The 23,471-nt window shown below is 70.3% G+C and carries 17 protein-coding genes; 7 read left to right on the forward strand and 10 right to left on the reverse strand.

Annotated features, from left to right (window positions below; genetic code table 11):
* Positions 1-543: 543 nt before the first annotated feature.
* Entirely contained in the window at positions 544-2,043 is a 1,500-nt protein-coding gene (locus tag ACH35V_RS01925) for a hypothetical protein (RefSeq protein ID WP_395969741.1), read from the forward strand.
* Here the strand turns inward: ACH35V_RS01925 and ACH35V_RS01930 are convergent.
* Complete coding sequence (locus ACH35V_RS01930) at positions 1,967-2,830, reverse strand: hypothetical protein (RefSeq protein ID WP_395969742.1); 864 nt, start codon at positions 2,828-2,830, stop codon at positions 1,967-1,969. The two genes, ACH35V_RS01925 and ACH35V_RS01930, sit on opposite strands and share 77 nt — an antisense overlap.
* A gap of 392 nt (positions 2,831-3,222) precedes the next feature.
* The gene (locus ACH35V_RS01935; protein WP_395969743.1) at positions 3,223-3,504 is read right to left on the reverse strand and encodes a hypothetical protein; all 282 of its coding nucleotides are present in this window, start codon (positions 3,502-3,504) and stop codon (positions 3,223-3,225) included.
* A gap of 25 nt (positions 3,505-3,529) precedes the next feature.
* On the opposite strand from ACH35V_RS01935, the gene ACH35V_RS01940 reads away from it, so the two are divergent.
* Positions 3,530-5,692: a PQQ-binding-like beta-propeller repeat protein gene (locus ACH35V_RS01940; protein ID WP_395969744.1), complete on the forward strand. Its 2,163-nt coding sequence runs from the start codon at positions 3,530-3,532 to the stop codon at positions 5,690-5,692.
* Entirely contained in the window at positions 5,689-7,830 is a 2,142-nt protein-coding gene (locus ACH35V_RS01945) for a PQQ-binding-like beta-propeller repeat protein (protein WP_395969745.1), read from the forward strand. Before ACH35V_RS01940 ends, ACH35V_RS01945 begins: the two co-directional genes overlap by 4 nt.
* A 370-nt stretch (positions 7,831-8,200) precedes the next feature.
* Here the strand turns inward: ACH35V_RS01945 and ACH35V_RS01950 are convergent, their stop codons facing one another.
* Genes ACH35V_RS01950 through ACH35V_RS01980 form a run of 7 tightly spaced genes read right to left on the reverse strand, consistent with a single transcriptional unit; the run spans position 8,201 to position 16,277 of the window.
* A complete protein-coding gene (locus ACH35V_RS01950; protein WP_395969746.1) occupies positions 8,201-9,856 on the reverse strand; it encodes a phospho-sugar mutase in 1,656 nt (551 codons plus the stop codon).
* Between the two features lie 32 nt (positions 9,857-9,888).
* Complete coding sequence (locus ACH35V_RS01955) at positions 9,889-10,683, reverse strand: purine-nucleoside phosphorylase (protein ID WP_395969747.1); 795 nt, start codon at positions 10,681-10,683, stop codon at positions 9,889-9,891.
* Positions 10,680-11,882, reverse strand: coding sequence for an amidohydrolase (locus ACH35V_RS01960; protein ID WP_395969748.1), 1,203 nt, complete (start codon positions 11,880-11,882; stop codon positions 10,680-10,682). Before ACH35V_RS01960 ends, ACH35V_RS01955 begins: the two co-directional genes overlap by 4 nt.
* Before the next feature lie 56 nt (positions 11,883-11,938).
* Complete coding sequence (locus tag ACH35V_RS01965; protein WP_395969749.1) at positions 11,939-13,576, reverse strand: ABC transporter permease; 1,638 nt, start codon at positions 13,574-13,576, stop codon at positions 11,939-11,941.
* Positions 13,573-14,412 (reverse strand): ABC transporter ATP-binding protein, encoded by an 840-nt coding sequence (locus tag ACH35V_RS01970; RefSeq protein WP_395969750.1) that lies wholly within the window; start codon positions 14,410-14,412, stop codon positions 13,573-13,575. The genes ACH35V_RS01965 and ACH35V_RS01970 overlap by 4 nt, the downstream gene beginning before the upstream one ends.
* Before the next feature lie 8 nt (positions 14,413-14,420).
* On the reverse strand, positions 14,421-15,473 hold the full coding sequence (locus tag ACH35V_RS01975) for an ABC transporter substrate-binding protein (protein WP_395969751.1): 1,053 nt from the start codon (positions 15,471-15,473) through the stop codon (positions 14,421-14,423).
* 57 nt (positions 15,474-15,530) lie between these two features.
* A complete protein-coding gene (locus ACH35V_RS01980; RefSeq protein WP_395969752.1) occupies positions 15,531-16,277 on the reverse strand; it encodes an FCD domain-containing protein in 747 nt (248 codons plus the stop codon).
* A 123-nt stretch (positions 16,278-16,400) separates the two neighbouring features.
* Here ACH35V_RS01980 and ACH35V_RS01985 point away from each other — a divergent pair, with 123 nt between their 5' ends.
* From ACH35V_RS01985 to ACH35V_RS01995, 3 genes are all read left to right on the forward strand, one after another.
* On the forward strand, positions 16,401-17,168 hold the full coding sequence (locus tag ACH35V_RS01985) for a nucleoside phosphorylase (RefSeq protein ID WP_395969753.1): 768 nt from the start codon (positions 16,401-16,403) through the stop codon (positions 17,166-17,168).
* Between the two features lie 97 nt (positions 17,169-17,265).
* A complete protein-coding gene (locus tag ACH35V_RS01990; protein WP_395969754.1) occupies positions 17,266-18,567 on the forward strand; it encodes an MFS transporter in 1,302 nt (433 codons plus the stop codon).
* 775 nt (positions 18,568-19,342) lie between these two features.
* Positions 19,343-19,591 carry an SCO4226 family nickel-binding protein gene (locus ACH35V_RS01995; RefSeq protein WP_395969755.1) on the forward strand — a complete coding sequence of 83 codons (249 nt, stop codon included), beginning with the start codon at positions 19,343-19,345 and terminating at the stop codon, positions 19,589-19,591.
* A 280-nt stretch (positions 19,592-19,871) separates the two neighbouring features.
* On the opposite strand, the gene ACH35V_RS02000 is transcribed toward ACH35V_RS01995, so the two are convergent.
* A complete protein-coding gene (locus ACH35V_RS02000) occupies positions 19,872-22,181 on the reverse strand; it encodes a hypothetical protein (RefSeq protein ID WP_395969756.1) in 2,310 nt (769 codons plus the stop codon).
* Positions 22,182-22,283: 102 nt separating this feature from the next.
* Between ACH35V_RS02000 and ACH35V_RS02005 the strand changes: the two genes are divergently transcribed.
* Positions 22,284-23,468 carry an ROK family protein gene (locus tag ACH35V_RS02005; protein WP_395969757.1) on the forward strand — a complete coding sequence of 395 codons (1,185 nt, stop codon included), beginning with the start codon at positions 22,284-22,286 and terminating at the stop codon, positions 23,466-23,468.
* Positions 23,469-23,471: the final 3 nt, after the last annotated feature.

Genomic DNA, 23,471 nt, shown 5'->3' on the forward strand with positions numbered 1-23,471 from the left:
GGTTTCCGCGCTCCTGCGGCCTTGAGGCAGGTCGCACGACGCGTGGACAAGGCCGGCACGTGGGAGAGCGCCCTCATCGCAGAGCAGGTAAGCGACCAGTCCAGCAGTTGGTCATCGACCAGTTCGGATCGGACGGCACAGGGTCTCGCGTCCGGTCTCGCTCACCTTCACCGCGGGCGAGTGAGGGGTCACGAGCGTCCGTAGAACCTCAATACGCTGGCCGAGCCGCCTACGGGGTCCGCCGCAGACGGGCACTCGTTCCCACCTCACTCGGCGCCCGCCTAACCGTTGCGCCCCGCTTCCCGATGCCGTAGCCGGATGGATGTGTGTGTTGCTGGAGTGCCCCTGCCCGACTAGGCAAGGGCTCGGTGTGGTGTCCCGTCCTGAATTGCGCGGTTCCCCTTGGAGTGCTCAGCGTGTAGGGGTAGGTGGACACGCTGTGGCCATGATCGTCGTGCGGTGCTGCTAGGTGTTTCCGCGAGGTCACCTGCTGAATCAGTCATTCGGCTTGCGTGGGCAGGTGGAGTGCGATGACCTGCAAGCATGCAGCGTTGGGCGGCGTTGAACGCCAGGCAGTTGTCGGTGTTGCAGCGCGTGGGGGATGACGCGGATGAGGTGAGCGCCAAGCGCTCTGAGCTGGGGACGACCGTGTATGCGCTGCAGAATCGCGGGTTGGTGAAGACGTCTCGGCGCGACGGCGTCTGGTGTGTCGAGATCACCGAGGCCGGGAGGTTCTATCTCCAGCATGGCCATCACCCTGATCGCCCAGATCCGAACGACCGGATTGCCGTCGTGCCGAAGCGTGGTCCTGCGATGGACGCCGCCGCGGACCTGATCGCGGAGCTTGGCCGGGTCGAAGGCGGGACGATCCGCATTGAGCAACCGGACGATGAGACACGTGCTCGCTATCGGAAGGCGATCAACGCGGCTAAGCGACGAGGGCTGGTGCCGGAGGGTAAGCAGCTCTTTCATACGGGGAGGGACGTGGGGCCGCTGATCATCAAGCTGAGCGATGAGGGGCCGGCGGCCGCGACCGATTGGAACCGCATCCGGTTGCGTGCCCGCGACGAGGCCACCGGGGGCGCCCTGCTCGAACTGCTCAGGGAGGATCATCAACTCCTCAAGGTCGGCGATGCGGCGCGAGAACGTGCCGTCGATCTTGTGAGGGTTCTCGCCCGGCGGGCAGAACGTCGTGGACACGCGATGGCGGTCTCTCGAAAGAGCCGGCAGTTGTCTCTCCGGGTTCGTGAGCACTCATTCGTCATCAAGATCTCCGAGGACGTGGACGAGGTCCCGCGGCGCCTGCCGGCTGGCGATCCTCGCCTGCGCCACGCCTACGACTGGCAACGGATCAAGCCTCCCGAGTACGACTCGGTTCCGTCCGGACGCCTGCGCATCGAGCTGTCACCGCGTACCCCCGAAGCCCGGGAGTGGGTGGATCACGGCCGAGCCAAGGTCGAGAAGAAGCTCACCGAGCTCATAGACGAAGCCGAGCGGCAGGCAGAGCTGGCTGATGTGCAGGCACGGGAGCGGGCGCGTCAGCATCAGGAATGGCTCGTCGAGCACCGGAAGCGGCAGGCGGACGAGGAGCGCAAGCAGGCGAAGGCCAAAGCCGATTGGGAATCGGCAATGGATCATGCCCGCGAGCTCGCGACCGAGGAACTGCGCCGGAAGAACTTCGGTGACGCGCTGTGGGGGTGGCTGTGCGCCGGACAGATCCGTGAATTCTGCGACGAGCTCGACCACGCTGCCGCAGCTGGCGACATGCCGGACGCGGCCAGGGAATGGGTGAGCTGGGCAAGGGCACAAGCGGACCGACTCGATCCGACTCTCGATCTACCAGCTTTCGCTACGCGCTTTCATCCTGACCCAGACCCGGACGACCTGCGCGCCTACCTGGGGGATTGGAACCCCTTCGGCCCCAGAAAAGAGTACCGGCCTCCTCGCAGCGAGCCCGCCAGTCGTCCTACTTCTTCTTACGCCTCCGAAGTACCAACCTGGATACTGGCACGCCAAGGTCGCTTTCCATGGTGGCGGCGATAGTGGTCTGCCCGCATTGACGCAGTTCGGCGATGGCACGCTCGACGAGCAGTCCGAGACGGCGTACTTCCTCCCGTAGGGCTTCCAGCTCGTCTAGCCGCTCGATGACCTCCTTACCGCACCATTCCCGCACGATGTTCACAGCCATGAGCTGCTTTGCGTGCAGATCCTTCAGACGTTCCGGCGGTACCCAGTGCTCCTCGCGTTCGCGTCCGACCGTGTACGTCCAGCCGTGAACCGACTCCAGCTCAATCCGCTGCTCCTCCTCGATGACCTGCTGCATCACGGCTTCGCCGTTGAGCTCTGCGACACGTCTAGCGATCTTCACGGCGAGCGACCAGGGTCCAACGAACAGACCGTCCTCCTCAGTGAAGGCGAGGGGCTCCTGTCGTAGCTCATCGGGATTCATGTCCAGGCGCGCACATACCGCCGACAGATCCGAGATCAGAACCGTGCACAACTCATTCTGTGAAAACCCGAGCTCAACCCCATCGATGAACTCCTCGCTCAGCAGTGATGACACGGCATCGTACTGGGGAGTCTCATAGGCATGCGCGGATACGCTCACGACTGCGTCCCACCGGCGCTCCCGGTCCAGCCAGGCTCCGCGATCGTCCCAGAGAACGATCAAACGTCCTCCCGAAACCCACGCCTCGCGTCCGTCACGATCCAGGAAGCGAATCAAATATTTGTTCCCCTTTTGAGCCGGCTCCAGGTACTCGACCCGCTCAAACGGACAATCCGAACTACGTGGTCGTTCCCGGTAGGCCCAGACCTGTCCTGCGTCCATACCTCCCATTAAAATTCGCCCGCCTCGTGCAGGTGGGTCTTTAGGGAAAGTTGCTGTTATGTTGTCCGACCCTCGTCAGACGATCGTCCGTCACAGAGCCTCGGTGATCACCGCTGCCATGTCATGGACTGATTCAAGCCGTCCCGCGTGAGAACGCGCTCTAGAAAACAGGCAGCGTCGCCTTCCCGGAACCTCCGTCTGCATCCGTGGACAAAGCTCACTGGTGGTGTTGCGCGGCCGAGACGCGCGAGGTCTCAGCGCGTGCGGGGTCGGCCTCAGTCGCGGCCAAATCGCGGGTCCCTTTTCAGTCTCTCGTTTGGATCAGGTGGTCGAGGGCCCGCGTGGGGGGTTCGGTCCGGCGCGGGACTTCTGTGCTCGGCCGCAGCAGGGGGTCAGGGCGACGCCTGGTGCGTGGTGATGCGGCCGTTGCGCAGTTCGAGGTGCGATCCGGTGAACCGGGACCGCATCCGGCGGTCGTGGGTGACGGCTACCAGGGCGCCCTGGTAGTCGGCCAGCGTGTTCGCGGTGGCGGGGCCGGTGGTGATGTTTGCGGTCAGGGCGCACCGTTGTTGGGTTGGGCGTCCCGTCTGCTCCACCAGGGCCGGGGGAGCGAGTGAGGTGGGAGGGTTGAGGTGCGTCGGGTTGTGTGTGTTCTCGTGAACGTATAGATACATATGTTCATTTGGAGTGGGGGTGGGCGTGCGGGCGTTGCAACCGGGGGACCCTGTGTGGGTCGGGCCGTACCGGATTCTCGCCCGGCTCGGCGCGGGCGGGATGGGGGTCGTCTTTCTCGCCCGATCGCCGGGCGCCCGGCTGGCCGCACTGAAGCTCATCCGGCGGGAGTTCGCCGACGACGCGGCCTTCCGGGAGCGATTTCGTCGCGAGGTCGCTGCCGCGAGCAAGGTGAGTGGGTTTTACACGGCCCCGGTGCTGGACTCAGACGCCGACGCGCCACAGCCCTGGTTCGCCGCCGGCTACGTCCCCGCGCCCACGCTGGGCGAGGCCCTCGCGAGCGTCGGAACGTTGCCCGAGTCCGCCGTCCGGGCTCTGGGCGCGGGACTGGCGGAAGCGCTGCGAGCGATCCACGGGGTCGGCCTGGTGCACCGCGATCTGAAGCCCGGCAACATCCTGCTGGCCGAGGACGGTCCCAAGATCATCGACTTCGGGATCGCCAAGGTCACCGACGACACGCGGCTCACCCGCACCGGCGCCATGATCGGCACGCTGGCCTACATGGCTCCCGAGCAGATCGCCGGAAGCAGGGACGCCGGGCCCGCGGCGGACGTGTTCTCGCTGGCGGGTGTGCTGGTCTACGCGGCCTCGGGGGCCAAGCCGTTCGGCGAGCGGGACCCGTCCAGAGTGCTCTATGAGGTCATGTACGAAGAGCCGTGCCTCGACGGCGTGCCCGCGTCATTGCGTGAACTGCTGGCCGCCTGCCTGGCCAAGGATCCGGCCGAACGTCCTGCCCTGGAGTCCGTGCTCGCCGCACTGACCCCCGCCGATCCCCAGGCACTGAACTCACCCGCGCTGCGTCAGGAGGTGGCGGCCAGGGAGGCCGAGGCGACCAGGGCGGCGTCGGAGCCGGTCACGCCCCCACCGCCGCTGCGGGTCGATGACACGGAGGCGGGCAGGGTCGGGCGACGCCGGTTCCTGGGACTGGCTGGTGCGGTCGCCCTAGCCGGCATCGGCGCGGGGACGACGGGCTGGGTGCTGACCCGCGGGAGATCCAAGCCCGCCAGGCCCGCTCCCCGCGCCACCGCCCTCGCCGCGGCGCCCCCGCCCGCGTGGAGGTTCACCCCGCCTCGGCCTGTCACCGGGACGTCGATGGTGCTGGTGGCGGACGGTGTCGTGCTGTGGGGCGGCGAACAGGAGATGTACGGGGTGGATGCCGGCTCCGGGCGGCAACTGTGGACGAAGGACAAAGCCAACGCCGAGTATTCGGGCAACCTCGCCCGCGGATCGACGTTCGTCGTCCTCGGCGGCGTGGTCGGCGACTTCGAGGACCAGACGATCACGATGGTCGATGCTCCGACCGGCAGGGCCACGAACCTACCGAGGCCGCGCGACGTCAACCCCTCGTCCGTCATCGGTGTGGTCGGCGACACGGTCATCGTGCGTTCGAGTAGGGACGTCTGGGCGCTGGATCTGACCAGCGGCGAGATTCGGTGGCACCGCTCCGGCGAAGGGTTGACCTCCGGGGCGGTCGACCAGTCCAGCCTCTACCTCAGTACCGAGCCTTCCCTCACCGCGCTCGACCCCGTCTCGGGCCGCGAGCGCTGGGTCCGCGCCTGGCCCGAGAGCGGCGGCGACCGGGACAGGGCGAGCCTGGACATCTCGGTTGCCGGCGGTCGGGTGTTCGGCAACTTCGGCGACACCCTCCAGGCGGTCGACACCGCCACCGGGAGGCCCGTGTGGTCGCGAGACACCGACAAGCAATTCGACACAGTCATTCCCGCAGGCGCCAACGTGATCTTCAAGGACGAGGTTCTCCAGGCCTACGACCAGGCGACCGGCGCCGCCCGGTGGACGCTGGCCGGTCCAGAACCGTTCGCCGACGACCGGGGACACATCGCGGCGACCGACGGCCTCGTCGCGGCGACCGGCGGGCTCGTCGCGGCGACCGGCGGGCTCGTCGCGGCGACCGGCGGGCTCGTCGCGGCGACCGGCGGGCTCGTCGCGGCCGCCTTCAACGACCCGGCAGGCCCGTCCCAGGGCATTCTCGTCGCCGGGACCGATGGCCGGAAACTGTGGGCGCACCACGGGCCGGCGGACACGCAGCGCGGCTGGGAAGTCGCGGTGTCCGGTTCGTCGGTCTTCGCGACCGACCACAAGCGGCTCTACCGCTTCCAGGCGGGGCGATGACGGCGGCGGCGCTGGAGCCCGGCGATCCCGATCGCATCGGGCGGTACCGTCTGCTGCGGCGCCTGGGCGAGGGCGGCATGGGGGTGGTCTATCTGGGCGCGTCCCCGGCGGGACGGGCGGTGGCCATCAAGGTCCTGCGACCCGAGCTCGCCGGAGATCCCGATTTCCGCGCCAGATTCCGGGGTGAGGTCGGGGCCGCCCAGAGGGTCAGCGGCGCGTTCACCAGCCCGGTCGTCGAGGCCGAACCCGACGGCACCGTCCCGTGGCTGGCGATCGCGTACGTCAACGGCCTCAGCCTGAAGGAGACGATCGAGCGGTACGGGCCCATGCCCGAGCCGCTGCTGCGCACCCTCGGCGCCGGACTGGGCGAGGCCCTGATCGCCATCCACGAGGCGGGCCTGCTGCACCGCGACCTCAAACCGGCCAACATCCTGCTCGCCAAGGAAGGCCCCAAGGTCATCGACTTCGGCATCAGCAAGGCCGCCGACACCGCCACGCTCACCGCGGAGGGCCAGTTCATCGGCTCTCCCGGCTACATGTCCCCCGAGCAGATCCACGGAACACGGCTCACACCGGCCGCCGACGTGTTCGCCTACGGCGCCGTGCTGGCCTTCGCCGCCACCGGCCGCCCGCCGTTCGGCAGGGACGCGGTCCCCACGATCATCCATCGGACCCTGCACGAGGAACCCGACCTGCGCGGCGTCCCGGCATCCCTGGCGCAGCTGGTGAGCGCCTGCCTCAGCCGGGATCCCGACCGGCGTCCGCCCGCGAAGTTGCTGCCGACGCTGCTGGCCGCCCAGCCGGTCACGACCGGCTGGCTCCCGGACGACGTGGCCGACGAGTTGCGGCAGCGGGAGGACACCCTCGTCCTGGATCTGCGAACGGTCGCCGGCGCCCACACCCGGCGACGGCTGCTGGTCGGCGGGGTCGTCATCGCCGGGCTCGCCGCCATCGGCGGCGGAACCGCCGCGGCACTGACCGCGACCCAGGACGCGAAGGGACACCGGCTCGCCCCGCCGAAATTGCTGTGGCGAACCTCAATCCAGGACGAGGACGACATCACTCTCGTGGTCCGCTCTCGATCGATCATCTCGACCGCCCGCAAGGTCTTCGAGGACGATTCCCGCGGATACTCGCTGGCCACCGGACGGCAGATCTGGTCCCAAACCGGCGAAATGGCCGCCGGGCAGACGCTCATCTATACGACGGCCAACTCCGAAGGCACGGTCGTCGCCATGGACGAGTCCCAGACGGTCAAATGGACCTACAACGCACCGGAGAAATATCGGTACCCCGAACTCATGATTTCGGGCAACGAACTGCTGGCCCTCAGCGGGGATCAAACGATCATCGGCCTGGATCCCGCCACCGGCCGCCGGCTCTGGATACGCCAGTGGCCGCAGGCGTCGTACACCGTTCTCTACGGCATCCAGGGCCGCACCCTCCTTGGTGAGGCGGCCAAGGAGAAAGGCGAGAGCCGACACATCGCGCTCGACATCAGGACGGGCGCGGTCCGGTGGTCCAATCCGCGCGAGACGATGCTCATGGTGCCGGGTAACGGTGACCTGGTCTTCAGCAGTCCTTCTCGCACCACTCTCAATGCGCTGTCGGTCGACACCGGCCAGAAGGTCTGGAGCGCCGACCTCCCCAACGCCGCAAGGGACCCTGACGGCAAGGACGCGCTCTTGCTCAACGTGACCGTGGCCAATGGACTGGTCTACTTGAACGGGCCGACCATCTACGCCCTGGACGCGTCCACCGGTCGGCAGCGATGGACCTACACGCCGACCTCACCTGGCGGCCGGGCAGGAAACTTCCTAGTCGCCGGGGGATACGCCTACGTCCTGGACAGCCCACGACTTGTCGCCCTCGATGCCCGGACCGGCAGGCGTCTCTGGTCCGCCAACACCCCCGCGCCCGACACTGCCCCACTGGTCGTCGCCGGCGGGCTGATCTGCCTCGGCGTGGCAGGCACCACGGGCTCGGGACTCTATGCCTGGGACGCCAAGACGGGGCACATCGTCTGGAATTACCCCGTAACAACCCCTGTCTCCAACAGGCAGTGGGAACTCAGCGCCAACGGCCCCACCCTCGCCGCCGCACACGGCAACGCACTGCTCGCCTTCCACCTCGGCTGAGCCCAAGGTCCAGCGAATCGCCGAGCTGGAGTCGCGCGTCGTCGGAAAGGGCCGAACGCACCCATTTGGGATGTACCCCCCAACGGGGTCCGCCGCAGACTGGCTCTAGCCCCCGCCCCGTCCAACGCCCGTCTGACCATCCCGTCCCGCTTCGCGATTACGTAGCGGCCATGACCCGCGTGGTCGGATTGACGAATCCGACCACACAAGACCCTGATGGTGCCCGCTGCCGAACCGCCCCTCCTCGTCGGGGGTGAGCGGAGTGTGGGGCTGTGGAGCTGCTGCGGGCCGAACGCCGTGACGTGCGGGGACCGGATCCTCCACAGATCGTGGCGTAGACAGGGAAAGGGGCTCGTGGTCGTGGCGGCGGTCAGCTGAGGGCCGCGGAGACGGCTTCGTGGAGGGCGTCCAGTTCGGCCGCGGCGCGTGTGCGGGCTGTCGCGATGTCGCCGTCGACGGGTTGGACGACCTCTAGGTAGCACTTGAGTTTGGGTTCGGTCCCGGACGGGCGGACGACGATGCGTGCGCCTCCGGCCAGGCGGAATCGTAGGCCGTCGGTGGGTGGGAGGCCGTTCGTTCCGGCGTGGAGCAGGTCGTCGATGGATTCGACCGTGTGTCCGGCCAGGTTGGTGGGGGGTGTGGCGCGGAGGCGGGTCATTGTGGTGGTGATCTGGGACGGGTCGTGCATGCGGATGGAGAGTTGTGCGGTGGTGTGCAGGCCGTATCGGCGGGCCTGGTCGTCGAGGAGGTCGGGGAGGGTGCGGTCGTTGCGGCGGGCTTGGGCGGCGAGGGCGGCGATGGCGAGGGCGGCGGTGATGCCGTCCTTGTCGTTGACCAGGACCCCGTGGTCGTCGCCGACGCTGTAGCCGAGGGCCTCCTCGTAGCCGAACACCAGCCGGTCGGACGGGCCGCCGGCGCGCATGATCCATTTGAAGCCGGTGAGGGATTCGGCGAACCGGACGCCGTGCGCGGCCGCGATCGAAGCCAGCAGCGACGACGACACGATGGTGGTGGCGATGAGGCGGTCGTGGCCGGTGGTGTGGCGCAGGATGTGTTCGGCGAGCAGCCCGCCGACCTCGTCGCCGGTCAGCACCCGCCAGCCCCCGTCGGGGCCGGGGTTGGGGACGGCGACGGCGCAGCGGTCGGCGTCGGGGTCGTTGGCGATCACCAGGTCGGCTCCCCGCTCCCGCGCCAGCGCGAGGGCCAGGTCGAGCGCGCCGGGTTCTTCGGGGTTGGGGAAGGCGACGGTGGGGAAGTCGGGGTCGGGTTCGGCCTGCTCGGCGACGACGGCGGGGGCGGAGAATCCGGCGCGGTCGAACGCGGCGAGCAGGACGTCGCGGCCGACGCCGTGCAGGGGTGTGTAGACGATCGACAGGTTCGGGTCGGGGGAGCCGAGGCGCAGCGAGGACACCGCGTCCAGGTAGAGGTCTGCGTTTTGGTGGACGGGCCGGCCGGTGCCCAGCGGCAGGTCGTCCACGCGGGCGACGGCGTCGATCGCGGCGGAGATCTGCGCGTCGGTGGGCGGGACGATCTGCGCGCCGTCGGCCCAGTACACCTTGTAGCCGTTGTCGCGGGGCGGGTTGTGGCTGGCGGTCACCATCACCCCGGCGACCACGTCGCCGTGGGCGCGGGTGAAATGCGCCAGGACGGGGGTGGGGACCGGGTCGGTGAACACCTCGGGCCGCAGCCCGGCCCCGGCCAGGACGGCTGCGGTGTCGTCGGCGAATTGTCGTGAGCCGTGCCGGGCGTCGAACCCGACGATCACCCGGCCGCCGGGCGGCAGGCAGGCGGCGAGCCCGGCGGCGGCGCGCATGACCGTCACCCGGTTCATCCGGTTCGGCCCGGCGCCCAGTTCGCCGCGCAGCCCGGCCGTGCCGAACTCCAGCCGGGCGCCGAACCGGTCGGCCAGGGCCTGGTCGTCGCCGTCGTCCAGGATGGCGCGGAGTTCGGCGCGGGTGGCGGGGTCGGGGTCCTGGGCGAGCCATTGCTGGGCGGCGCGGCGCAGATCGCTCACAGCTTCGCTCACAGCTTCGCTCACAGCTTCGTTCACAGCTTCGCTCACAGCTTGGCCAGCAGGGTGGCCAGCAGCGCGCCGATCCGCCCGGCGGACGCGCGGCCGGCGGCCAGGACCTCTTCGTGGTCGAGGGGCTCGCCGGCCAGCCCGGCGGCGATGTTGGTGACCAGGGAGATCCCCAGCACGTCCGCGCCGCCCCGCCGGGCCTCGATCGTTTCCAGGACGGTCGACATGCCGATCAGGTCCGCGCCCAGCGTGCGCAGCATCCGGATCTCGGCGGGCGTCTCATACGTCGGTCCCCGCAACGCCGCGTACACCCCCTCCGACAACGTCGGATCGACCTCCTTGGCCAGGGTCCGGAGCCGCCCGGAGTAGGCCTCGGTCAGGTCCAGGAAGTTCGGGCCGGTCAGCGGGTTGGCGCCCGACAGGTTCAGGTGGTCGCAGATCAGCACCGGCTCCCCGACCCGCTGATGCTCGGGCCGCAGACCGCCCGCCGCGTTGGTGAGCACCACCGTCGCGACTCCGGCCGCAAGCGCCGTCCGGACCGGATGGACGACCGCGTCGACGCCGTGCCCCTCATACAGGTGCGTCCGGCCCAGGAACACCAAAGCGCGGCGCCCGGCGACCTCCACCACCCGCACCCGTCCCGCATGCCCCTCCGCCGCCGGAGGCGCAAAACCCGGCAACTCCGTGACCAGCACATCCGTAGACGGCGAGCCGAGCGCGTCGGCCGCCGGGACCCAGCCAGAACCCATCACCAACGCGACATCGAAAGAGTCCACCGACGCGCAAGCGCGCAACTCATCCGCAGCAGCCCGCGCCAATGCGAAAGCGTTCATGGGCGCACCAGAGTTCCGGAGCGGGCGACGATCTTCCCGCGCTTCATGACGAGCGTTCGTTGCGGTGGGGTGACGACGATCTCGCCGATCGCTTCGCCGGGGAGGACGACGAGATCGGCGATGTCCCCGGGCTTGAGGTCGCACGGCGGGGCGCCCAGGACCTCGCGGCCCAGGGTCGTGCCCATGGTGACCGCGAACTCCAGGTCTTCGTCCCTGCGCCAGTAGCGCTTGTAGGCCATGAACATCGCCCTGGAGAGGATGTCGCCTTCGCCCCACGGCGACCAGCGGCTGCGGGCGGAGTCGGAGCCGAGGCACATCCGCACGCCCATCGCGTGCAGGGCCTTGACGTCGGGCACCGGCAGGAGCCCGTGGACGCCGACGGCGACGGCGATGTCCGCGTCGGCGAGCACCGTCGCCAGCCGCTCGAACTGCGACGGTGTCGGTTCGGCCAGGCTGAACACGTCGCAGAGGCTGACCTTGCCCTGCATGCCCAGTGCCTTGACCCGCTCGGCGATCCGCTCGATGAGCCAGATGCCGAGCTCGCCGGACTCGTGCGCGTGGAAGTCCACCGGTACCTGGTACTTCTCGGCGAGGCCGAAGACGATGTCGAGCTGGCGTGCCGCGTCGCCGTCGACGCCGGCGGGGTCGAGCCCGCCGATCGCGTCGGCTCCGGCGCGCAGGGCTTGTTCGAGCAGTTCGGCGGTGCCGGGCTTCCGCAGAATGCCGAGCTGGGGGAACGCGACGATCTGCAGGTCCGCGAGGTCGGCCATCTCTTCGCGCACCTGGAGCAGGCCGTGGACGCCGTCGAGGCCGATCTCCGGGGCCACGTCGGTGAAGGTCCGGATGGACGTCGAGCCGTAGGCGACGCACATGTCGAGGAAGGTGCGCGCTCGGGCGACGACCGGGGTCGTGGTCTCCGCCCACTGCCGCAGCTGGTCGTCGAACATCTGCTCCATGGTGATCGGCTCCGACGTCCGCCGGACCCACGGCTCGCCCCACAGGCTCTTGTCGGCGTGGGCGTGGCCGTCGACGAAGCCCGGCAGGACGATCTGCCCGGTGAGGTCTTCGACGTGGTCGGCCGGGCCGAGGTCGGCCGGCGGCTCGGTGCCGACGGCGTGGATCGTCCCGTCGGCGACGGTGATGACCTGCGGGTCGCCGGCGCCGTTCACACGGACCTTGGACAGGATGATTCTCGACATGATTCGCCTTCTCATACGTCCCGGTGTCCGGGATCGTGAATGGTCGTGCTTTGCGGTTATTCGAGGCGGCTGAGCGCGATGTCCTCCAGCGCACCGGCGAGGCGGTAGGCCATGAGCGAGGCCAGCAGGACGATGGCGACCCCGCCCCACACGAAGTCGTAGTCCGACAGGGTCGCGGCGACGGTCATGGAGGCGCCCAGCCCGTAGCCGGTGGCGAGCCATTCCGCGACCATGGCCGCGCCGATGGACAGCGGCAGCGCGATCTTGACCGAGGCCAGCAGTGCCGGCAGCGCGTACGGGATGAGGAGCTTCGTCAGGTGGTGCCTGCGCCCGGCTCCGACGGCGGTGAGCAGGTCCACGGCGCTGCGCGGGACCGCTCTCATCGCGAGCAGGACGTTGACGAGGATCGGGAAGAACGTCATCACCGCGATCAGGATCGTCACGGCGACGATCCCCCGCCCGAACATGAGCGCGAGCAGCGGCATCGCGGCCACGATCGGGATCGACCGGAGGGCGATCGAGATCGGCATCAGCACCCGCTCGATCACCGGGAACTCGTGCGCGACCACCGCCATCGCCACCGCCAGGACCAGCCCGACCAGGAAGCCGACGCCGGCGTCGCCGAGGGTGCGCAGCAGCGACGACAGCATGTACGGCAGCGGTGCCTCCGCCTCACCGGAGGCGGTGACCAGCTGGGTGTCGCCGGTGGCGAAGTAGGGCGCGACCTCCAGCGGGCCCCGCGCGACCTCGGTGCCGCCCGGGACGACGAGGACGAGCAGCCACCAGCCGAGCACGACGCCCGCCAGCGTCCCGACCGCGGCGAAGGCGGCGCGCAGCAGCCGGGCGGTCCGGCGCGCGTCGCGCCGGCCGGGGCGGGCCGCCCGCGCGTCCAGGACGGTGTCCGCCGAGCGGGTCCACGGCAGGATCAGCCGCACGACCAGCGGCAGCACCAGGAACGCGACGGCGGCCAGTAGCGAGGTCACGATCGCCAGGCCCCAGGCGCGGGGGACGTCGAACGCGCCCTGGGCCTGGATCATCGCGACGCCGAGCCCCTCCTCGCCGCCCATGTACTCCCCGATGATCGCGCCGAGGATGGCGCTGGGCGCCGCGACCTGGAGGCCGCCGACGAGGCTCGGGATCGCGGCGGGCAGCCGCACCTTGCGGATCACCGTCCACTCCGAGCCGCCGGCGGCGCGCACCACGTCGACCGAGGTCCGGTCGACGCTGCCCAGGCCGAGGATGGCGGCGACCAGGGTGGTGAAGACCACGGCCTGGGCGGCGAGGATCACGCTCGGGATGTTGCCGCGGAAGGCGATCGCGAGCAGCGGGGCGATGGCGATGAGCGGCAGCGCGATCGCGCCGACCGCGACCCGCTCGAACAGCGCCTGGACGCGGGGGAACGGCAGGGTGCAAAGCGCCAGCGCGATCGCTATGCCGTTGCCCCAGAGGTACCCCTGCAACGCCGACGACATGGTGACGCTCGCGTTCGGCACGTAGTAGCCGGCGTCGTCCCGCATCTGCGCGAGCACGTCGGCGGGCGGCGGCACCAGCGACCCGAGCCCGCCGAGCGACATCACCTGCCACACGATGACCAGGACCGCGACCGTCAGAAGCGGCGGGACGACGTGCCGCAGACCCGCGATGCGAGGGCGGGCGCCCAGGCGCGCGGTGCGAGGCCGGGCGGCGGCGTTCATGGAGCGTTCCCGTTCTCGCGGCTGGTGAACAGCTTCTCCGACAGCTCGTCGCAGAGCGCGTGGAACGCGGTGTCCTGCAGGATCTCGGGGGTGCGCGGCCTGGGCAGGTCGACGCGGACGACGTCCAGGATCGTTCCAGGACGCGGTGACATCAGGACGACGGTGTCCGAGAGCAGCACGGCCTCGGCGATGCCATGGGTGACCAGCACCGTGGTCGTGCCCCGTTCGGCCCAGATCCGTTGCAGCTCGAAGTTGAGCCGCTGCCGGGTCAGGTCGTCCAGGGCCCCGAACGGCTCGTCCAGCAGCAGGAGTTCGGGGTCGGTGACCAGGGACCGGGCCAGCGACACCCGCTGGCGCATGCCTCCGGACAGCTGCGACGGCCGCGCCTTCTCGAATCCCTTGAGGCCGACGAGCCGGATCAGGTCGGCGACCGCGGCGCCGTCGCGGCGACCGGCCACCTCCTGCGGGAGCCGGATGTTGGCCTCCACGCTCCGCCACGGCAGCAGGCCCGCGTCCTGGAACGCGATGCCGACGCCGTTCCCCTCGCGCAGCTCGCGCGGTGTCCGGCCGTGGACCGTGACAGTCCCGGCGGTGGGTGTCTCCAGGTCGGCCAGCATCCGCAGGACCGTGGACTTGCCGCACCCGGACGGCCCCAGCAGCCCGACGAACTCGCCGCGGCGGGACTCGAAGGAGAACTCGCGCAGCGCCTCGACCGGCGCCCCTTTCCCGGCGAACGTCTTCTTCAGGCCGCTCGTGCGAATCCCCTCTGAGGTCTGGGCGCCGGCTGAGGCGGCGCGGGTCTTCTCGGTGTCCGGCAGCGTTCTCTCCTCCGGCATGGCGGGCCTCATCCCCCGAGCAGCTCGTTGGTGAACAGCGACCGGTCGAGCTTGATCCCGATGCTGGTCAGGCTCGTGATCGTCTCCTCGATGAGCGCGTCCGACATCCAGAACAGCCCCTTGGGCCCGGCCCCTGACCCGTCGCCCTTGACGTACGGCGCGATGGCGGCGAGCGACTTGGCCTGCTCGTCGAGCTTCAGGCCGAGCTTCGCGCCGTACCTCTTGATGATCACGTCGGCGGCGTGCTTCTGGTCGCGCAGCGCGGCCTCCCAGCCCAGCCGGCTGGCCGTCATGAACTCGCGGGCGCGCTCGCGGGCGGCGGGGTCGTCCAGCGTCTTCTGGGACGCGAAGAAGACGCTCTGCATACGGTTGAACCCGAAGTCGGCCAGCGGCATCACGTGCGTCCTGACCCCGCGCAGTGCCAGCGACACGGGCTGGTTGGACGCGAATCCCCAGATCGCGTCCACCTCGCGGGCGGCGAGCGGCGCGGGATCGAACTGGATCGGAACCAGCTTCACCTTGCTGACGTCGACGCCGTTGCGCTTCATGAACACCAGGGCCGTGTTCTTCCCGGCCAAGGTGATGCCGAGCTTCTTTCCCTCGATTTCCTTCGGGTTCCGGACCGGGCGGTCGGCGAGCGAGATCCAGGACTCGGGGCTCTTCAGCAGCCCGGCCCCGACGATCTTCAGCTTCGAGCCGCGGGCGACAGCGGTGGCGACGTTCTCCGGGATCGCCTCGACGCCGAGATCGACGCGGCCCGTCGTGACCATGGGGACGACCGCGGAGTTCGGCCCGCCCGGCAGGATCTCGACGTCGAGACCCTGCTTGGTGTAGAGCCCGTCCTCGGCCCCGACGAAGATTCCCGCGTACTCCGCGTTCGGAATCCAGGCGAGCTTCACCGTGAACCGGCCCTTGCCGGAGCCGTTGCCGCCGGCGGCGCTGGAGCCGCATGCGGCCAGCCAGGGGACGGCCGAGCCGACCGCGGCCACGGCCGCGCCCCGCCCGGCGACCCGGAGGAATGAGCGCCGGCCCAGGCCGGGCGGCGTGCAGGTGTGGGTCATTTCGTGCTCCCGAAAGAGTCGTCGTCGTGATCGCTGTGGTGATAGGGGGGTAGCGCTCTACGCGAGGTCGTTTTCCGCGAGCAGCGTGTGGATGACGTGAGCGTTTCCGCTGTTGGCGAAGTGCTCCGTCTCACGGATCATTCCGTCGAGATGCACGACCATGAGCCGCTCGGCGCCGTCCGCATCCCGGTCCGAGATGCTCGCGACGATGTCGCGGTGCTCCTGGTCCCACCGAAGCAGTGCATCCTGCTTGATTCCGATCATGATGAGCAGTCGTTCGAGCAGGTCGAGGCGCTCGTCGAACAGGGTGGTGCTGATCGCCTGGATCTGCTTGTTGTGCGAGGCCTGGCCGATCATCTTGTGGAAGGCCAGCCGCTCCCGCCAGCGCGCCTCGCCGTCGGTCTCGACCATCTCCCGGAGGCGGGTGAGCTCCTCCGGACGCGCCCGGAGCGCGGCGGCCCGCGCGGCCTCGCGCTCGATCCCCCGCCGCCCGATCAGGTGGTCGATCAGGTCGTGGACGTCGCGCAGGGCGAGGGCGTCGGCGAAGGACGACTCCCGCCGGCTGTCCAGCCGCTGGTTGGCCGCGACGCGGCTCCCCTCCTCGGTGAGGATCCGCCCCTTCTTTCCCAGGGACAGGGTGAGGGCCCGCTCGTCGAGGTCGTTGAGCAGCCGGCTGACGGTCGACTCGCTGACGTCGAAGCCGCGTCCACGCAGGTGCCGGGTGGCGGCCCGCGCCCCCACGGGGCCCTCCTGGGCGTTCATGAACGCCAGAAGCTCGGACTCCATCACCGGCGTGTGCCGCACGGTTGCCTCCTCGTCGTCAGGCCGTGCCGGAACCGTAGGTGTCTCGTCCCTGTATGTCAATAGTGACGAACGTAGCCGGGTTATGACACTGTATGGCCGCAATTGACGTACGGAGGAATCTGGATGAACACCGACAAGCTGGCCCACCACCTGCACCTTCGCAGCCGGGACGTGGGGCGGTACGCCCTCCTGCCCGGCAACCCCGACCAGGTGGCCTCGATCGCCGCGCTCCTCGACGCTCCGGAGTTCGTCGTCCGCAACCGCGAGTTCGAGACCTGGCGCGGCACGGCGGACGGCGAGACGGTCATCGTGACCTCCACCGGCGTCGGCGGACCGTCCACCGCCCTGGCCGTGGAGGAACTGGCCGCGCTCGGAGTGGACACGATTATCCGGGTCGGCGTGTCGGGCACGATGCGGCCCGGCACCCGCAACGGCGAGCTGGCCGTCCTCACCGCGGCGATCCGCGACGAGGGCACCACCAGGCAATACCTGCCGGTCGAGTTCCCTGCGGTCGCGGACATCGACGTGGTGCTCGCGCTCCGCGAGGCCGCGGACCGCGCGGGCGTCCCGTACACGTGCGGACCCGCGCACACCAAGGACTCCTACTACGGCGAGACGGAACCGGAGCGGATGCCGCTGGCGTCCACACTGACCGAGCGTTTCGAGGCATGGCGCCGCGGCGGGGCCGTCTGCTCGGAGATGGAGACCGCCGCCGTGTTCATCGTCGGCACCGTCCTCAAGGTGCGCACGGGGAGCGTCGTGATGATGTGGAGCCAGGACGCCATCGACACCGGCACCGCCCCCTCCGCCGCCCCGCTGTTCGCCACCGCCGTCGACGCGCTGCGCACGCTCATCTCCGCCCAGGCCCCGCAGCCCGCCCTCGGGGCGTGATGAACCCGGACGACGCATCCGCCCGAGGCCGCCAGGCCGCACAGGCGCACACCGCGCTCCGCGCAGCACCGAGCAACATCGGTGAACGGGACGCGACGTGACCACGAATCCCCCTCACCCGGAGGCGAAGGGGCGTTCGTCCGACCCGTACGGCCACGCCACCAGGGCGGCACGCGCTCGCGCCGCGCTGGTGCTGGTCGCCGTCGTCCTCGTCGCCGTGAACCTCCGTGTCGCGGTGACGAGCCTCGGAGCCGTGCTCGACCAGGCCCGCGCCGACCTCGCGATGTCCACGCTCGCCACGTCGACCGCCGCGACCCTGCCGGTCGTGTGCTTCGGCGGCGTCGCCCTCGCGACGCCCCGGCTCATCCGGCGCATGGGCGCGAAGACCGGGCTCGGCCTCGCGCTCGGACTGCTGCTGGCCGGGCAGCTGATCCGCGTCGGCGCCGGCGAGGCCACCCTCCTCGCCGGCACCTTCGTCGCCTGCGCCGGCATCGCCGTCGGCAACGTGCTGATCCCCGTGATCGTCAAGATCGAGTTCCCGGCCCGCGTCGGCGAGGTCACCGGCGCCTACAGTGCCGCCATGTCCGGCGGGGCCGCGATCGGCGCCGCCGCGACCGTGCCGATCGGCGACGCCGCCGGCGGCTGGCGAGGCGGCCTCGCGGTCTGGTCCGTCCTCGCCGCCGCCGCTCTGGCGATCTGGCTGCCGCAGATGCGCCGGAGCCACGCACCGGCCGAATCCCGCGCGCCGGCGGCGGCCATGATGCGCAGCCCCGTCGCCTGGGCGGTCACCCTCCTCTTCGCGACCCAGTCCGTCCTCGCCTTCGTCGTCATGGCCTGGCTGCCGACCATCTACATCGACGCCGGCTTCGCGCCCGGCGAGGCCGGCACGCTCCTGGCCGTCGCGCTCCTCGTCGGCGTCCCGGTGTACTTCGTCGTCCCGGTCCTCGCGGCACGGCTACGGCGGCAGGGATCCCTCGGCGCGGGGATGACCGCCGTCCAGATCGTCGGCCTGGCCGGCCTCCTGCTGAGCCCGGAGTCGGTCCCCTGGCTCTGGGCGGTGCTCATCGGCATCGGCGGCGGCGTGTTCCCCCTGACCCTGGCGCTGTTCAGCATGCGAACCCGCACCGCGACGGAGACCGCCACCCTGTCGGCGATGGCGCAGAGCGCCGGCTATCTCCTAGCCGCCCTCGGCCCGTTCACCATCGGCGTGCTGCGAGACGTCACCGACTCCTGGACCACACCGGTATTGGTCCTCATGGCGATATGCGTCGTCCAGACGGCCCTGTCCTTCAGCGCCGGAAAACCGCGCCTCGTGGGCAATCCGGGGACCGGGTCGACCCCCTATGAGCGCGGTCCACGCCGAGCGGCGAACCAACACTCCTCAGGCACCACCCCGTGACAGGACGATTGGGGCGGACGTCCGCACCGCGTCGCCCGAAGGCTGAGGGTAGAGATGAAGCGGCTGTCCGCGTGGGGCCGCCTAGCCGAGCCTGCTCCGGCGCGGCACACCCTTGATCGGGCGGGCCGGGAGTCGTGACGTAGAAGCGTGCGCAGCCGTCCGTCCGGCATCGAAGTGCACGCGGCCCACCGCTCCGGTCGTGTGCACTCACGAAGCGCACGGGCGGGAACCTCAATCCACACGCCCGCGGTCCGCCGCGGGCGAGGTGAGAGGCCACGCGCGTGACCCGCAAAGCCGCAGTGCGCTGGTTCGAGCCGCCTACGGGATCCGCCCCAGACCGGCTCTAGCCCCCGCCCCACCCAACGCCCGCCTAACCATCCCGTCCCGCTTCCCGATCCCGTAACGGCGTGTTGCCGAAGCGCTGGCATGGACAATTGGGCACTGAAACGCTGATGCACAACCTGCGGATTAAAAGCGGGGGGCACCCGCAGCCCCATGGTGGCGGTCTCCGGGGAGGCCGGCCGAGACCACGCGCCCGCGGTCGGCGTCGTCGCGGCGGCGCAGTTGCTCGAACGGCTCCTGCCCGGCCGGCCGAGCACCGCCACATAGCCGCCTGCGCCGATCAGATGAGCTCGGCGAAGGGGCATGGCCGGGTCAAGACGATCAGCGACAGGGCGGCGATACAGTGGAGGCGGCGATCGGTTCATGAAAGTGGGGTCCGTCTTGGTGATGAACCCGGCTTTGAGCCGGGCTTCCAACCGGGGGAGGGACGGCAATGTCCAAGTTCATTGACGTTCACCATGGGATGAACGGAATATCTGGCGACCAGTTGAGGGAAGCCCACGCGGCCGATCTGGCCCTCCAGGGTGAGGAAGGCGTCTCCTTCGAGCGGGCCTGGGCGGACCCGGAGTCCGGCACGGTTTTCTGCCTCTCGGAGGCTCCCGACGCGGCCGCCGTACAGCGCGTCCACGAGCGTGCAGGCCACCGCGCCGACGAGATCCACCCGGTCCCGCTGAGCGTCTGACGGCCCGTCCAAGCCGAATCGTGTGCGCTCGCCTGGGTGAGCACGCCGAGGCCACGACCACGGCTACATGGCCCTGCTGATCCTCGAACACGAAAAGGCGGCGCCCACCGCCGCGCCGACCGCCGACCAGGCACATGCCGAGCCACGCACCGCGCACTGACACCGGCCCTGCTCCGGGTCGTCTTGGAGATGGGCGGCGTCGTATCGGAGAAGGGCGGCCCGGACGGGCCCCCCTTCTCAGTTCTTCACGTACCGTGCCGCGGGTGGTCGCTGGTGGTGATCACTTCTCGGTGATGAAGTCGTGGTGGCGGCCCATCCAGTAGGGCAGGAGGTAGGACGTGCCGTCGTACTCCTTGTTGCCCGATCCGCCCTGGTCGAGCGAGTACGGGTCGTGGTTCCAGTGGCCGAACGTCCGCTCGTCCACGGGGAGGACGGTCCCGCCGCGCAGGAGGCCGAGCCGTGCCGGGTCGGCGTCCGGCCGGATGTGCCGGCCGAGGTTGACGACGTCGAGCCGCCCGGTGTTGGTCTGCTTCCAGTTGATCAGGTTGATCGGGAACCGCTTGAGCGTGTCGACGGACTGCGCCAGCCACGGTCCGGTCGGGTCGAGTTCGACGGGGCCGTAGGCGTCGGTCCAGGTCGCGCCCTTGAGGTGGACGCCGGCGACGAAGTTGAAGAACGGGTTCAGCTCGTACTGCTCCAGCTGCCAGTAGTCGTAGAGGGACCGCGCCCACGAGCGCTTGAGCGCGGGCTCGTCCTCGTACTTGAGCAGGTGGTAGTAGTTCATGAACGCCATCTCGTCGTCGGACTGGTTGCCGCCGCCGACCCCGGGCGTCACCTTGGGCGACAGGGTGTTCATCTCGTAGCCGTGCTCGTCGATGAGCTTCTTCTTGGCCGCCGCGTACTTGCCGTCGCCGGACACGTGGCCGGCGATCGTCAGGAACGTCATCGTGATCTGGCTGTTGAGCCCGCGCTCCTCGCGTCGCCACGGGTTGCCGTTGAGCTCGCGCGGGTTGAAGAAGCCCCAGCGGGTGGGCTTGCCGTCGTGGTCGACGAGGAACAGGTCGTGGTCGAGGAGATGGTCGGTGATCCGGGTGATGACGGACGCGACCTCCTCCTTCTCGGCCCCGTCCTTGGCGACCAGGTCGTAGTAGAGCGCGTTGAAGAAGTAGTGGCCGACCAGCTCGTCGGAGCTGGTGTCGCTCTTCCAGTACCACTTGCCGTCGGCGCTCGTCGGCCACCGCTTGGGTGAGATCTTCCAGTAGGCGTCGCCCTTCTGCTTCTCCTTGTCGCGCTCGGGGCTGTCGTTCAGGTTGGGGTCGGGGTCGGCGGTGCTGCGGATCGTGCGGGCGATGAAGCCGGGCGGGGCGGGGTGCGTCCCTCCCTGGGTGACGTCGCCGAGGAACTTCAGCGCCTCGAACACCTTGCGGGCGTTCTCCCGCGCGCGGGGGTCCTTGGACGCGGCGAACCGGAACGCTTCGGCGGCGCCGTACATGCTCGTCCAGAGGCCGTCGTTGTCGCTGTCGCCCTGCTTGTAACTGCTGAGGTCGCCGGGCCTCTCCAGGTCGACGCCCTCGACGAACCCGTACTGCGTCCGCTTGTGCCTGGCGTCGATGGCCTGCTCGTAGATGTCGGCCTTCTGCTCCAGCGTCGTGCGGCGCGCCTCGATGAGGCCGACCGCGCCCGCCGTGCCGAAGTAGGCGTTGGCCTTGCCGTCCACGGCGATGGCGGAGACCGCGTCGTCGGGCAGCCAGCGGCGGCCCTGGCGGTACTCCCAGTTCGCACCGTCGAAGCGGATCGCGCCGCGGGACGTGCCGAGCCACACGTCGCCGTCCGCGCCGGGGGCCAGGGCGGTGAAGCCGAGCAGCGGCAGCCCGCTCGACGGGTCGTAGAGCTTCCACTTGCCGTCGCGGACGCCGATGCCCTGCGCGCCGGCGAACCAGAGCCGGTCCTTGCTGTCGTAGGCGAGGTGGGTGATCGTGGCCGAGGACCAGCCGCCGTCCAGGGTCACCGGCTTCCAGGCCCCGTCTCGCTGCTCGAAGAGGCCGCCGGTGGTGGCGGCGGTGAGGGTGCCCGCCTTGGCGCGGGCGAGCGCGACGGCCGTGCCAGGCAGACGCTCGCGTTTCCAGGCCCGGCCGGACCGCTGCCGGTAGAGCGTCTCGCCCTGGACGAGGACCACATCGGGCCCTCCGGCGAGGAGCGCGGTCGCCGCGTCCACGCCCTGGGGGAGCCGCTCGGACGAGGCGCGCCACCCGCCGCCGCCGTCGCGGCGCGCGGTCAGCAGGCCCTTCGCCGTGAGCGCGACCAGCATGTCGCCGCGCCAGGCGACCTTGTAGGCGGCCCCGCCGATCACCTGTGTCCAGCGGCCGGCGTCCCAGACGGCGACGCCCGCAGTGTGCGCGGCGGCGATCGTCCCGCCCGGCCCGGCGGCGAGCGCGACCGCCCTGCCGGGTAGTGCGGGCATCGTGCTGCCGACCTGGAGGGTGAACGGGGCGACGACCGTGTCGGCGCCCGCGGGGCTGGTGCCGATGGTGGCCGGTCCGAGGGTGACGGTGAGCACTGCGGCGAGCAGGACGCTCTTGGTGCGTGACACTGGGCTTCCTCCCAGGAGGCCGGGGTGGGCGAGCGGGGCTGGCGACTACAGTAAAGTCTCTTTATTGCATTCGGGCAAGAGTCTTTACTAGAATCCGGTGCCATGGCCCAGCACGCGACGCTCGCGACGATGCGCGAGACCAACGCCTCGATGGTCCTGGAGACCATCCGCGCCGACCCGCCGCTCTCCCGGGCCGAGGTGAGCCGCCGGACCGGCATGACCAAGCCGACCGCCGCGCACGCGCTCGACCTGCTGCTCGCCGCCGGGCTCGTCCGGGAGACCGAGCCGCCCGCGGGCGAGATGCACTACGGCGCGGTCTACTTCGAGCCGCTGGACACCCTCGCGCACGTCCTCGCCCTCGACATCGGGACGCGGTTCGTCCGCGGCGCCGTCTGCGACCTGAGCGGCGCCGTCGTGGCCCGCTACGACGAGCGGATCGACGACCCCGCCCCCGAGGCGGTGCTGGCCGGGGCCGCCGCCGTCCGCGACCGGCTGACCGGCGAAGGTGTGCCGCTCGAAATCGCGGTGGTGGGCGTGCCGGGCGTTGTCGACCCCGAGGAGGGCGTGATCAGGGAGAGCAACCGGGCCGCGCTCGAAGGGATGGCGATCAGGTCGGAGCTGGGCGAGGCGCTCGGCGTCGCGACCGAGGTGGAGAACGACATCAACCTGGCCGCCATCGGCGAGCACGCGTCCGGGGCCGGGCGCGAGGTCGCCGACTTCGTGTTCCTGTCGATCGGCGCCGGGGTCGGGGCGGGGCTCATCCTGGGCGGCCGGCCGCACCGGGGGAGCAGGGGAGCGGCGGGCGAGGTGGACAACCCCGCCCCCGGCGCGGCCGTCGCCCCCGACAGCCCCTCCGCGGACGCCCTGCTGGCCTGGGCCGCCGAGTGGATCGCCGACCGGGCGGCGCGCGGCTCGGTGCTGGCGGGCACCCGCCCCGGCCGCGTCACCGCCGAGGCGATCTTCGCCGCGGACCGCGCCGGCGACCCGCTCGCCGCGCGGATCCTGGTCGAGCAGGCCCGGCGCACGGCCGTCCGGATCGCCGAGATCGTCCGGGTCGCGGACGTGGGCCTGGTCGTGCTCGGCGGCGGCATCGGGCTCGCCTGCGCGCAGATCCTGCCGCGGATCGAGACCGAGCTGGCGGCGCTGCTCCGCCATCCGCCGAAGGTGGTCGTCTCCGGTCTCGGGGACGCGCCCGTCCTGGTCGGGGCCATGGCCATGGGGTCCAGGCTGGCGCGGCGGAGCTTCTCGGCGCGGCGCATCTCGGCGGCGACGGCGGTCCGCTCTTGACCG

The sequence above is a fragment of the Actinomadura sp. 1N219 genome, from assembly GCF_044326405.1.
Classification (GTDB): Bacteria; Actinomycetota; Actinomycetes; order Streptosporangiales; family Streptosporangiaceae; genus Spirillospora.